Source organism: Bradyrhizobium sp. CCBAU 051011, assembly GCF_009930815.1.
In the GTDB taxonomy this organism is placed as follows: Bacteria; Pseudomonadota; Alphaproteobacteria; order Rhizobiales; family Xanthobacteraceae; genus Bradyrhizobium.
Genome location: NZ_CP022222.1, coordinates 8,529,159 through 8,542,003, shown reverse-complemented (window position 1 = coordinate 8,542,003; position 12,845 = coordinate 8,529,159). Strand labels below are relative to the sequence as shown.

Below are 12,845 nucleotides of genomic sequence, written 5' to 3'. Positions count from 1 at the left end.
CTTTGCTCCCAACATGGGGTTGAAGCTATGTCTCTTCTCTCGATTCCTGTCGCTACCCTCGGTACGCCGCGCATCGGTCCGCGCCGCGAACTCAAACTCGCGCTCGAGAGCTATTGGGCCGGAAAATCTGACGAAACGCAGCTTCTTGAGGCCGCGGCTGCGCTTCGCGCCGCCAACTGGGCGCGGCAGAAATCGCTCGGCGTAACCGTTATTCCTTCAAACGACTTCTCGCTTTATGACCATGTGCTCGATACCAGCGTGATGGTCGGTGCCATTCCGGAAATTTACGGTTGGAGTGCAGGCCCTGTTTCGCTCAAAACCTACTTTGCGATGGCACGGGGCGTGCAGCGCGATGACCATGACGCGAATTGCGGTCACGCCGAGCACAGCGCGGCAGCGCAGGAGATGACCAAATGGTTCGACACCAATTATCACTACATAGTGCCGGAATATCACAAGGATCAGACCTTCACGCTTTCCTCTCGCAAGCCGATCGAGGAGTACGAAGAAGCGAAAAACCTGGGTTATCAGACGCGCCCGGTGCTTGTTGGTCCGGTCACCTTTCTCAAGCTCGGCAAGAGCGCCGATCCTGCATTCGATACGCTGTTGCTTCTCGATAGGCTGCTGCCGGTCTATGTAGACGTTCTCCGCGAACTCACCTTAAGGGGCGCCGAGTGGGTGCAACTGGACGAGCCATGTTTGGTCCTGGACCTCGATGCTGCCACACGCGACGCGCTGCGCCGGACCTACACCTATCTGGCGAAAAAGGTTCCCGACGTGAAGATCATGCTCGCTACCTATTTTGGAACGATCGGCGATAACCTGGAAGCCGCTTTGACGTTGCCGGTTGCGGGCCTTCACATCGACCTGGTCCGCGCCCCGGAGCAGTTGGACGTGATTGTCGCCGACGCTCGAAGGGATCTTGTCATTTCCCTCGGAGTCGTCGATGGCCGCAATGTCTGGCGTTCGAACCTTCCAGCGGTGCTCGACCGGCTCGAACCTGCCATCGCAAGGCTCGGCAAGGACCGCGTGCAGATTGCACCCTCATGCTCGCTGCTTCATGTCCCGATCGATCTCGAACTAGAGACCGATCTCGATCTCGATGTGAAAAGCTGGCTTGCTTTCTCCGTCCAGAAGATCGGAGAACTCGCAACGCTGGGCCGCGTGCTGGCTAAAGGATGGGAGGAAGCGGCGGATGTACTTGAGGCTTCGGAGGCCGCGGCCGTCGCGCGCGAAACGTCACCCAACGTTCACAATGCGAACGTCGCCAAGCGAATGGCTGCAATCGATGGCAGCATGCGGCGTCGTCACAGTCCTTTCGCCCGGCGCGCCGAGGTTCAGCGCGCGCGGTTCCGATTGCCGACATTTCCAACGACGACGATCGGATCGTTCCCGCAGACGCTGGAGGTTCGCAACGCCCGCGCAGCCCATTCCCGGGGAACGATGAGCGACGCACAATACGAGCAGTTTCTCAAGGAGGAGACGGCGCGTGCGGTGCGCTGGCAGGAAGACATTGGTCTCGACGTTCTCGTGCATGGAGAGTTCGAGCGCAATGACATGGTGCAGTATTTCGGTGAGCGGCTGTCCGGCTTCGCATTCACCAAGCATGGTTGGGTTCAGTCCTACGGCTCGCGATATGTCCGGCCGCCCATCCTGTTTGGCGACGTCTCCCGGCCGACGCCGATGGCGATGGAGTGGTGGCGCTTCGCGCAATCGCTGACCAAGAAGCCACTGAAGGCGATGCTGACTGGGCCGGTGACGATCCTGAACTGGTCATTCGTCCGTGATGATATTCCACGGAGCGAAGCATGCCATCAGATCGCGCTCGCGATACGTGACGAGGTGATCGATCTGGAGAGGTCCGGCGCGATGATGATCCAGATTGACGAGGCTGCGCTCCGAGAAGGATTGCCGCTGCGCAAGTCACAATGGAAGACCTACCTCGGCTGGGCAGTAGACAGCTTCCGCATCTGCTCGGCTGGGGTGGCCGACGAGACCCAGATCCACACCCATATGTGTTATTCAGAGTTCAACGACATCATCGATGCGATCGCGGCAATGGATGCCGATGTCATCTCGATCGAGACGTCACGGTCAAAAATGCAGCTGCTTGATGCCTTCAAGAGCTACAAATATCCAAACGAGATCGGACCGGGCGTTTACGACATCCATTCGCCGCGCGTCCCGGATGCAGCCGAGATGAAAAATCTCATTGCGCTGGCGCGGCAGCGGCTTTCCGATGCGCAGCTCTGGATCAATCCCGATTGCGGCTTGAAAACGCGCCGATGGGAGGAGGTGCGTCCCGCGCTAACCAATATGGTCGCGGCTGCCCGTGAATTGCGGGCGGCGTCCTGATCCCAGTTGCCGATCTCCGACGTCTTTTTTCACAGGGGGCGCCGATGCGTTTTCTAAATCAAATGCGTCCGCTTTGGAAAAGAGGGGCCCTGTTGCTGATTCATCGCTGGTGGGAGCGATGTAGCGTGGTGGCGAGAAAACGATCCTGAAGTTGGTCGGAAGCAAGGCTCAAACGATCGAGGGGAACGAAATGCTCTCGATCCATCTCGGTACTGCTGGAGGGTTGAGTTATTGAGTTGAGTGTTTGCCGACTTTGGGAACCGGAACGGCGAAGCGTCGGACGATTTGCGAATGGTCGACGCGGATCCGGACGATTCGTATCGTCTTGCCCGGTCATGTGAGGTCAGGCCGGAGGGCGCTTTCGCTTCCTCGTCTCGCGGGCGAACCAATCGTCTTCGTTCACCTGAGACAAGGCGACCTTTTCGCGCTGGAAGATCGCTGGGCTCATCAGTAGGTGCCATTGTCGAAGGCGTCGCGAGAGATTACTGGCTGCACTGCTGCTACCCACGGCGCTCCACGCCACCTCCGTCGCTATCCCCCACCCAACAGAGCAAATCCGACAGCCAGGGCGAAAACGGCATCGGAGAAAACTTTGGCGTAAGGTCGCAAACCCGATGAACCAGAGTCTATTGCTAATCGCAAAGTAGGCAAGAATATAGCTCCGTAGCGGAGCGTCCTTGTCGTGATGCGCTTCCAAAGCTCTTCCTGCCTTCTGAAGGCGTGAACAGCACCAGGCCGTTGTTCGTTCTGCGCCTTCTATCCTGTTCGCCTGATTTCCAGACGGAAGGCGCGGCGCTAGCGCACTAACGCTAATCACAGTTCCGGAAATCACAAATCACTTGAGGCGAGCAGGTGCGTCGAGTTTAAATGATCTGATACGCGATTTGATTGAAGTGATTCGGAGAGAAGAACATGCCCAAAGGCAAGGTGAGGCTGTTTAAGGAGGATAAGGGTTACGGCTTTATAGGGCCTGACAGCGGTGGTGAAGACCTCTTCTTCCACGTGAGCAGCTTATCGCCCGGTGTAACGCTCAAGCAAGGCGACCGCGTCAGCTATGAAACCGCTGTAGACCACAGGACGGGACGTGGTCGAGCCGAAAAGGTCGTGATCGATTGATCATAGAGACTTGGGCAGATTCATCCCGGCCCATACGAAGGCTTATTAGCGAGGGCGTCAGAGCGCCTTTCGCTTCTCCGACACGATATTGGTCTGCGAACAGAACTTGCTGCACTATGCTACCGGAGTGGCCAACACCCGACAGCGCGAGAATCACGCACTCGACCAAGCTTGCGGCATACCTCGTACTCCAGTTTACGATAAAGTCGGCAGGCGCTATCTCGAGTCGGTTGGCATGCAACGTGTAATCGCGAACGCCGTGCATCTCGCAAAAACTTTCGTTTGGCGAGATCTATAGCCTGCGCATTGTCTAAGACATCCAAGCCCACTATGCCCTCACAGATGTCACACTACTTGGCCGTTCTCGCCGAGGACATTCTTATAAAATCGAGCGATAATGCGCGACATACATATGATCTTGCTTTACCCGTCCAGAATGAACCGCCAGGTTTAGTTTCCCGACTGACATCGATTGATCTTCGTCAACTTGCCGGAATGCGTCGGGGTCGGAGCGCCTGCTTATTCACATCGGGCAACCTGAATTCGTTCGACTTGAGCTCGCTCAATGTGACCAGCTAACCTCGCGTGCTTGAATAGCCTAATCGACAGCGAGGGCTCGCCTTGTACAATTTTCTCGAACAGACGGTTGCCCATTACATGACGCGAGAGCCTCGGACGGTTTGGCGCGATATGACGGTGTGCGAACTTGGCAACCTTTTCGAGAAGGAAGATTTCAATGCCTATCCGGTCATGGACGGATCGCATGTGGTCGGCATCATGTCCAAGCTTGACTACCTGTCCTGCTTCGTTTTCAGCCCGGCGCGCATCCTCCCGCGCTACCCCGACCTGATGCAGCGGACGGCCGTCGATCTGATGAGGGCGGAATTTATTTATGTCGCGCCGTCAACGAGGTTGACCCGCGTGCTGGAGCTGATGATCAACCACCGCGTTCGCAGCATGCCGGTGCTCGACAGCGAGCAGCGGCTTGTCGGCATCATTTCGAGGAAGGACGTAATGCGAGCGCTGCAGGATTGCGCCACGGCGGATGCTGTTTCTCGCCCGATCTCCTAGGCGACTGCCTTAATGCACCTTCAATCTTCGATCTCAGCAATAGATATGCGAACGATAATCCCGTGGCGTGGTAGGCGCGATTCGTTCCAGTCGTTGGCTAATCGTCAATCGTCTCTCCAACATGATGGTCGAAGTTGGATTGATCTGGACGAGGTCCAAACGAACGCAATGTTCCAGAGTTCGGATTGGTGAGGTGGAACCGCGCTTCCGCTTCCGTTGTTCCGTCGCGGACCACGCGCAGGGCGGCGAACCGATTAGCCCGCCCATCGAGACATAAAATCAAATCGCATCCTGGCAGAGTGAGGAATTAGTGTAACACCCAGCCACCTCCTTAGTTTTCCTCATCCGGCCGCAGTTTTGCGATGCGACGCGCTTCGCCGCGGGCCCGCCGAGCGCGGCGTCGATCCTGAACCAGGGGCGCAACGATCATATGTCAGGTACCCGCGCCGCGTTTGGGGGAGAGCCCGGCTCTTACGAGAAAAGTGCGATGGCAGAATCGGCTTCAGAAAAAGGTTGTTCGTGGCGATCCTGCTCTGTTCAAAGCCAGCTTGATTGGTGGTGGGAGCTGCTGCGGGCTTTATCAGGCCCGTGATAATTAGTCGGCCGTGAAGAACGCCGGATTTCAACTCGGGACGAATTGAAGTCGGACCGTGAGCTGGGCGAGGAACTGGCGCAACAAGAGCTCGAGCCAGCGGATGAGACGCCGGAAGTTGTAGCCCGCTGCGGCGAGAACGGCATTGGCGGCATCGCCCTGGCGGTGCCACAGGTAGTTACGCCCCATGCGATGCTCGGATTTGAGATGGCCGATGACCGGCTCGACGGCGGAACGCCGGCGCAGCTCGCGTTTGATCTTTGGCGTCACCCGCCGCTTCTGGCCTGAGATGAACACCCTGAACTTGTAGTCGGGTGGCGCATTGTGGCCGCGATAGCCTTTGTCGAGAACGAGGCGCTCGATGATGTTGCCGATCAGCACCTCCATTTCCGGGATCACGATCTTGAGCGTGTGACCATCATAGGGGTTGCCGGGCAGCGCCTTCACATGGGTGACGAACTGGCCGCCTTTGGCGTGCGATAGCGTGGTGGCGACGGAGACCTTGACCCCGAACTCGTAAGGCCGGTGAGCCTTGCCCTTGCCGATGCACTCCACCTCCGGCGCGTGCAGCGAGTAGACCTTGGGGCCCCGCTGGCGCTGCTTCTGGTCGAGCACGCATCGCGCCAGCGCCAGCATGCGGTCGAGCGCGACCCCATCGAACAAGCCGACGTTGCCGTCGAGCTTGCGGGCGATGTCGCGGATGACGCGGCCGAGATAGGTTCGCAGCGTCCTCAAGGCCCGATTGGCGCGCTTGAACTGCTTGGCATGGGCATAGCGCTGGTGCTTGATCAGGGCAAACTTGCCGACTCGCCCATAGGACTGACGCAGCTTGATGCCGGCGCCCTTGGCTAGCCGAACCAGGATCTCGCGGGCCCGGTTCAAGAGCCGCGCATCGGTTGGGAACATCACGTTCTTGGGCTGCACCGTGGTGTCGACGATGACCCGATTGAGGTCGGACGGCTTGATCGCCTCGGTCTTGGTGGCGACCGCAAGGCTCTCCTGCAGCAGGGCTTGCAGCTTCTCCTCGCCCATACGCTGGCGCCAGCGCGTCAACGAGGAGCGGTCGAACACCAGGCGGTGCTGGAAGAACTCCTCGCCGCAGAAGAACTGGTAATAGGGATTCTCCACCCAGCGCTCGCATAGCACCTCGTCGGAGAGGTCGTAGGTGTGCTTGAGGATGGCCAGGCCCGCCATCAGCCGTGTCGGCAGCGGCGGCCGGCCCGGCTTGTCCTCGTAGACCGCGCCGAACCGCTCTTCGAGGAACGACCAGTCGATCGTCCGCGCCAGCTTTACCAGGGCATGGTTCAAGTCGATGATCGCGTCCAGCCGCGAGCGCAGAAGATCGGCTTGGCCGCCGTCGCGTCGTTCCTTTGGCTTCATCGTTCCCTCCGGTCCACCGAAGGAATCATGACCCGCGATTCGACGGAATCCTCAAAAGCAAAATTGCAAGCTTTTGGGCCCCCAAAGCCCGAAAGCTTGCAATCTCAAAACGCCTCTCGCCAGAAAATTCGACTCCCGCTCAATGGCTTGGAAGTTCTTCACGCACGACTAATTATGCTGACGAGCGGCCGGAGCGGGGTGACCGTCTGTTCACGAGGTTGTGCAGCAGGCCAGAGACTGCGATAGCCGGGCGCGCGCCTCGATCTGGAGCGATCTAGAAGCCTTGGATCTCATTGAAAGCTCGGGCTCGCCTCCTCAACGACGTCCGCGGGGCCGCCGAACGGCATAGCCCACGGCATCTCCGGCGATGATCTGCATCAACCACTTCATACCTACGGACGCTACACTGCATCAGCCGCGGGAAAACGCGCGCATGAGGCGTCTGCGGGCTGCGATCGGAGGAACGTGTGAAGATTTCGGGTTCGAGGGAAGGAACACATTGGCAATCGTGTCACGATTGCACAGCGAGGGGCTTTGCCATCTGCGCAGCGCTCAACAACACCGAATTGCGCGAATTGGCCCAGCTGTCGCGGCATGTTCGTTTCGAATCCGGCGCCACTGTATTCGCACAGGCAAACATAGCCACGTCATTTTTCAGCGTGCATAAGGGGATTCTGCGTATCTACAAGCTGCTGCCGGACAGCCGGCGCCAGATTGTCAGTTTTGCATTGCCGGGTGATTTCCTCGGGCTCTCCACCTTGCCGCGGCACGAGTTCTCCGCTGACGCGATCGGCCGCGTCGCGTTGTGCCAGGTCGCCAAGGAGTCGTTCGCGACATTCTCCGAGAACCGGCCGCGGTTGCTGTGCCGTATGATGGAATTGGCGGGCCGCGAGCTGGCCCGGGCACAGGAACATATCGTCTTGCTCGGACGGCGATCCGTCGAAGAGAAGATAGCCAGCTTCCTGATCGGCTGGCGCGACCGACTGAATGGAATTGGACGTGATGGAGAAATTCTGACGCTGCCGATGAAACGGCTGGACATCGCGGATCATCTGGGGCTCACCATCGAGACGGTGAGCCGTACCTTCTCGAAGCTCGAACGTGGTGGTGTGATCCAGATCTTTGCTGGTGGCGTCATCCTGTTAGATGCCGCGCGCGTCGAATCGTTGTCTGCGGGCGTAAGTTGAAGCGCGTCGAGTTGGGTTCTTTTACCTCTTTTGATCAAGGTCAAAGACGCATCCCTTGAAACCGCGATATATTCGCATCGACTTTAATGGAGTTCGTCATGTCCGCTGCGCTCTTGGTTTCCGCCGCTGTCATCTCGGTCTTTGTGATTATCGCCGCTGTTCTTGCTTGGGCCAGTGTCCAATCACCGGGGTCGCATCAGGCGGCACCGGGAGAGCGCAAGCGTCGTCCATTCTGATTCCTAGTGAAGTCGCTGGAGCTGGTGCAACACGCCCGCCGATCGTGCGGGTAGCTCATCGGGGCTGATCCCAATCAAAGACAACACAGCGAACCGGGCTGACTCGGGGCAGACGCCCATGCAAAGAGAATTGCACATGCAGCAAGTTCAATCCGCGACATGGATGACTCACGGTGAAGCGGGGCTGATGCTATTCTTCTCGATGGCAGCTTTCGTTTGCGTGTTCGCAGCAGCCATGGCGCTGGACGCGCCGTTCGCGTTCCATGCTTCGCTCGCTGCAGTGGCAAGCGGCGCTGCGTCGTTCACGATCATGAACCGGTATCTCGATCGTCCCGTCTCGCTGCCGCCCCAGGAAATCAACGGCCGGCCCAACTACAACATGGGTCCGATCAAGTTCTCGGTCGTGATGTCGGTGATCTGGGGCATCGCGGGATTTGCGGTCGGACTATTGATCGCGTCCCAGCTCGCCTGGCCCTCCCTTAATTTCGATCTGCCGTGGACCAGCTTCGGCCGCTTGCGGCCGCTGCATACGTCGGCTGTCATCTTCGCCTTCGGCGGCAATGTGCTGATCGCAAGCTCACTCTATGTCGTGCAGAAGACCTGCCGCGTGCGCCTGGCGGGCGATCTCGCCCCCTGGTTCGTCGTCATCGGCTACAACTATTTCATTCTCGCTGCCGGCACCGGCTATCTGCTCGGCGTCACCCAGTCCAAGGAATATGCCGAGCCGGAATGGTATGCAGATCTGTGGCTGACGATCGTCTGGGTGGTCTACCTACTGGTCTTCCTAGGGACCATCATCAAGCGAAAAGAACCGCATATCTTCGTCGCCAACTGGTTCTACCTCGCCTTCATCGTCACCATCGCCGTACTGCATCTCGGCAACAATCCTGCCGTGCCGGTGTCGGTATTCGGCTCGAAGTCCTACGTGGCCTGGGCCGGTGTCCAGGACGCCATGTTCCAGTGGTGGTACGGGCATAACGCCGTCGGCTTCTTCCTGACCGCCGGTTTCCTCGCCATCATGTACTACTTCATTCCGAAGCGCGCCGAGCGGCCGATTTATTCCTACCGCTTGTCGATCATCCATTTCTGGTCGCTGATCTTCCTCTACATCTGGGCCGGTCCGCACCACCTGCACTACACGGCACTGCCGGACTGGGCGCAGACGCTCGGCATGACGTTCTCGATCATGCTGTGGATGCCCTCATGGGGCGGCATGATCAACGGCCTGATGACGCTGTCGGGTGCCTGGGACAAGCTTCGCACCGATCCCGTGCTGCGCATGCTGGTCGTGTCGGTCGCCTTCTACGGCATGTCGACCTTCGAAGGGCCGATGATGTCGATCAAGGTCGTGAACTCGCTGAGCCACTATACCGACTGGACCATCGGTCACGTGCATTCCGGTGCGCTGGGCTGGGTCGGCTTCGTCTCCTTTGGCGCGCTGTACTGCCTGATTCCATGGCTGTGGGATCGCAAGGGGCTCTACAGCCTGAAGCTGGTCAACTGGCACTTCTGGACCGCGACCATCGGCATCGTGCTCTACATCTCGGCGATGTGGGTGTCGGGAATCCTGCAGGGCCTGATGTGGCGCGCCTACACCTCGCTCGGCTTCCTCGAATATTCCTTCATCGAGACCGTGGAAGCGATGCATCCCTTCCACATCATCCGCGCCGCAGGTGGAGCGCTGTTCTTGATCGGGTCGTTAATCATGGCCTATAATCTATGGATGACAGTGCGGGCAGGCGGGGCGGAATTGGCTACAGAGCTCGGGCTGCAGGCGGCGCAATAAGGAACGATCTGATTGCCTTCTGAACCCGCCATCAAATCTTCGAAAAGAATTTCATTATCCTGATCGCGAGCATTCTGGTTGTGATGCGATCGCGGGCTTGGCCGAGATCAGGCCGCTGTTACCTGAAAAGCACAACTGAGGTGGTCGATGGCGTCAGCCCGGCGCTTCTGACGACGACGAAAGGCCGGATCCGCGCCGCGTCGAGCGGATGTCGGAATCGCGGCTGTAACGCTTGATCGTAGCGCCTTGTCCTCGCGCGCCCTGGGCAGATGCTTCCGATGTTGATCTAGCGCGATACGGTCGGTTGTTTCGTCCCTGATACTTGACCCGCTCAACCGTAAAGGAGGGGACTATGTCATCGGCCATAAGGACGTAATCGATCGGCGGTAGACCCGTAGGCAGGTTTTCGGAGTGGCCCAGCCGATTCCTTGATGCCGCCGAGCTCTGCGCTGTTGGGTCCTCGATCGCACACGACTTCACGTCTTAGCCCACCGAGCTAAATCGACGGGAATCTATCAGTTTGGGAACCTCTCAGGTGGCTCGCCGAAAGGTTGTCTCGTGCATTGTCGAATCCCGAATACGAAAATCCGGATACAGAGCAGCGTGCATGGTCAAGACAGGCGTTGCCATAGGCAAGGGGGTGTTCTTGCAAGGGCGTGTCTGTATGACCGAAAAAGCCCGACGCACTTTGCTAAAGGGAGAAGCAAGAGGTGCGTCGGGCTGCAACCTGAAGGTTGCGGGCATCGGCACGGCTGAAGGTCCGTGTCCATGCCCAATATCACCCTTGCAAACGACGTGCCGCTCGAAAGCTGCCGATGATCTGCGTCTAGTCGGCCCAGGGAACGGCCGCGCGACATTCTTGGATTGAGAATAGTGTCGCAATTACCACGTTGCGTAGCGAGACTTTGTCGGCCACCAAACAATCCTGCGCCATGATGAGCCGGGTGCTTCGCTGTTTGCGAGCCGTGTCCGTGCAAGCCTCGATGAGTAGCTTCGCACCAGCCGTCGGCCAACATGCCCTCTCAGCGGTCTTTCGCGATTGAGCCCTAGACTCGCAATTGTGGGGTTTCCGCCGCGTGCGCTGGCTGATCCGAAAGCAGCGCAAACACGCAGCGGGCCTTGCAGATGGGAAACGGGCCGAGGCCGCGCAAAAAAGTCGGCCACCGCGATGTCTTGGTAAAATGGATTGCAATTCGGCCAGAGCTTACGCCTGGTCACCAGAGCGTCCTGCGCGAATGAGGCGATTTAGATCAAGGGTCGCTGAACGCATGTCTTTATGTATCAACAGCATAGATGCATCCCATCGAAACAATCGATTTCACCAGTTTTGCGGAATGCTGTTAGAAAGCGAGCATAGTCTGGTGCAAATGGCACACATACTCGGACGTCACTTCCATCGCGGATGAGTGATCACAGGTGGGCGAAGCATTGGCGGACAGCCTCTTTTCGGTGGGTTCATCTTGAAGCATATCTTTGATGATCGCCTCAAGATTACGTGACCGACGCACTTGTCGAGCTTCACGCGATCGTTGGGCCGAATTCCCTGAATAGAGCAGAAGGAAGCGAAACCTGATTTCATTTGGAACGTATATCGGCCTTCCCGTGGCTAAAGTTAACGGCGAATGCCCCCGCCGTAAATGAACCGCCGGCACCCTCCCTCTGCCGACGGAAGCTGGTGCGATGTGTAGCAGCGTCGCTCCCCCCCAGACTGACTTCCGCCCGGCCGCCGAAAAGGAGGCCGGGCATTTTTTTGGCGAGCAGGAGCGCCAGCTTGCAGATCTTGCATTTGATCTCACTCACGCCCATGAATTCAGGGGGCGGCGCCGCGTCCTCGCACCAATCCATCGATAGGTCAGAACGGCCCATCGGATTAGTTGATGTCTGTCAGCGGCCTATTATTCCGCAACGATAGTGGGCCGGCAGAAAAGCTTTTTTCCTAAGGACAGGCATGGCATTTACCAGTTGCGCTTCGGCCAATCGCCAGGTTCGCATCAAATGCATCGCGGTCAGCATCCTGATTTGTTGACCTACGAGTTGACACGCGATGAAGGCTCTGGATGGAAAGTTGAAACCTAGGCTATCGTCGAGTGGTAAATTCCTTCGCCGATCGCCGATGTTCCCAGTTGGCGCGACACAATTCACCAAAATGTCTGGTCAGCAGCGGGCGCTCGCCGGTGTCCCACGCACCTTTGATGAATTGCATCATGGCGCAGGGAAAGCCATGCGCAACGCACCGCATGATCATGCCGAGAGCCAAGGAGGATTTCCCTTTGCTCGCGCAGGTGTGGACGATGATGAGTCCCTTCTCACCGCTCTTGGCGGCTATCATCCGGTCGCGCGCTGCTTTTTTTCTTCGCCATTTTGGCCGCATGGTGGGCGTCCAGCGAGGCTTCAGAGGTCACGGTTTCGTCCTCAGCGGCATCAGGTTCGGAAGTCATGAGCACGCTCTACGGCTTGACAAGCTGCACGCTTGGGCAAATGGTGGGGTGGCGTTGGTTCCTGTCCTAGGACAGGCGAAGAGGGAATGCGATAGGGCTCTAGCCGCGAAGCTTGGACCTGAAGCGCAGCCGCCCCCGCGACCGTGACCGGAGAGATCTCTAGGAGCCACTGACCCGTCAAGGGTTGGGAAGGTGGAGATCGAAGGGAAAACCTGCTCCGCAAGCCGGGAGACCTGCCAGCGCAGAGACTTGAGACCGGCGGACGGGGTGCTCCGCGACGGCAACGAACCGTAGTGTCTCCGGTTCGTGCGCCTCATCGCCTCCGCCAAAAATCGAGGAGGGCGATGACCGTCACGCTTCATGTCTGCATCACCTGCCGTGCCGACCAACCCGTAAGAGAAGGCAAAATCACGCCAGGCGCGCGTCTGCACAGCGCCATTCTCGCCGGCGTGCCGGAAGACGTCCACGTGGTTCCGGTCGAATGCCTGTCTGCTTGTAGCCAGGGTTGCGCGCTCAGCGCGCCTGGACGGTGGTCTTACGTCTGCGGCCGCCTGTCCGACATAAACGCGCCGGACGTGATCGCCGGTGCTGCGGCCTATGCGGCGACGGCCGACGGCATCGTGCCGTGGCGCAGCCGGCCGGAGATCTTCCGCAAACAATCGCTTGCCCGCATTTCCACCGATT

The 12,845-nt window shown here is 58.6% G+C and carries 6 protein-coding genes, 2 pseudogenes and 1 riboswitch; of the genes and pseudogenes, 6 read left to right on the top strand and 2 right to left on the bottom strand.

Going from position 1 to position 12,845, the window contains the following annotated elements:
* Positions 1-27 precede the first annotated feature (27 nt).
* The 3 genes from metE (at position 28) to ACH79_RS40170 (ending at position 4,542) form a co-directional block, all read left to right on the top strand.
* Entirely contained in the window at positions 28-2,355 is a 2,328-nt protein-coding gene (metE, locus tag ACH79_RS40180) for a 5-methyltetrahydropteroyltriglutamate--homocysteine S-methyltransferase (protein WP_057856404.1), read from the top strand.
* Positions 2,356-3,267: 912 nt separating this feature from the next.
* Positions 3,268-3,471: a cold-shock protein gene (locus ACH79_RS40175; protein ID WP_057856405.1), complete on the top strand. Its 204-nt coding sequence runs from the start codon at positions 3,268-3,270 to the stop codon at positions 3,469-3,471.
* Between the two features lie 621 nt (positions 3,472-4,092).
* Positions 4,093-4,542: a CBS domain-containing protein gene (locus tag ACH79_RS40170; RefSeq protein WP_161855690.1), complete on the top strand. Its 450-nt coding sequence runs from the start codon at positions 4,093-4,095 to the stop codon at positions 4,540-4,542.
* A gap of 622 nt (positions 4,543-5,164) precedes the next feature.
* Here the strand turns inward: ACH79_RS40170 and ACH79_RS40165 are convergent.
* On the bottom strand, positions 5,165-6,514 hold the full coding sequence (locus ACH79_RS40165; protein ID WP_161853446.1) for an IS5 family transposase: 1,350 nt from the start codon (positions 6,512-6,514) through the stop codon (positions 5,165-5,167).
* Positions 6,515-6,981: 467 nt separating this feature from the next.
* Between ACH79_RS40165 and ACH79_RS40160 the strand changes: the two genes are divergently transcribed.
* Entirely contained in the window at positions 6,982-7,701 is a 720-nt protein-coding gene (locus ACH79_RS40160; protein ID WP_161855689.1) for a helix-turn-helix domain-containing protein, read from the top strand.
* Between the two features lie 399 nt (positions 7,702-8,100).
* A complete protein-coding gene (gene ccoN, locus ACH79_RS40155) occupies positions 8,101-9,723 on the top strand; it encodes a cytochrome-c oxidase, cbb3-type subunit I (RefSeq protein WP_161856816.1) in 1,623 nt (540 codons plus the stop codon).
* A gap of 2,128 nt (positions 9,724-11,851) precedes the next feature.
* Here ccoN and ACH79_RS40150 read toward each other — a convergent pair.
* Positions 11,852-12,161 (bottom strand): annotated as a pseudogene (locus ACH79_RS40150) (cob(I)yrinic acid a,c-diamide adenosyltransferase); the annotation flags it as partial.
* Between the two features lie 38 nt (positions 12,162-12,199).
* Positions 12,200-12,417, top strand: a riboswitch (cobalamin riboswitch).
* An 88-nt stretch (positions 12,418-12,505) separates the two neighbouring features.
* Between ACH79_RS40150 and ACH79_RS44670 the strand changes: the two are divergent.
* Positions 12,506-12,835: pseudogene (locus ACH79_RS44670) on the top strand (DUF1636 family protein); the annotation flags it as partial.
* Positions 12,836-12,845: the final 10 nt, after the last annotated feature.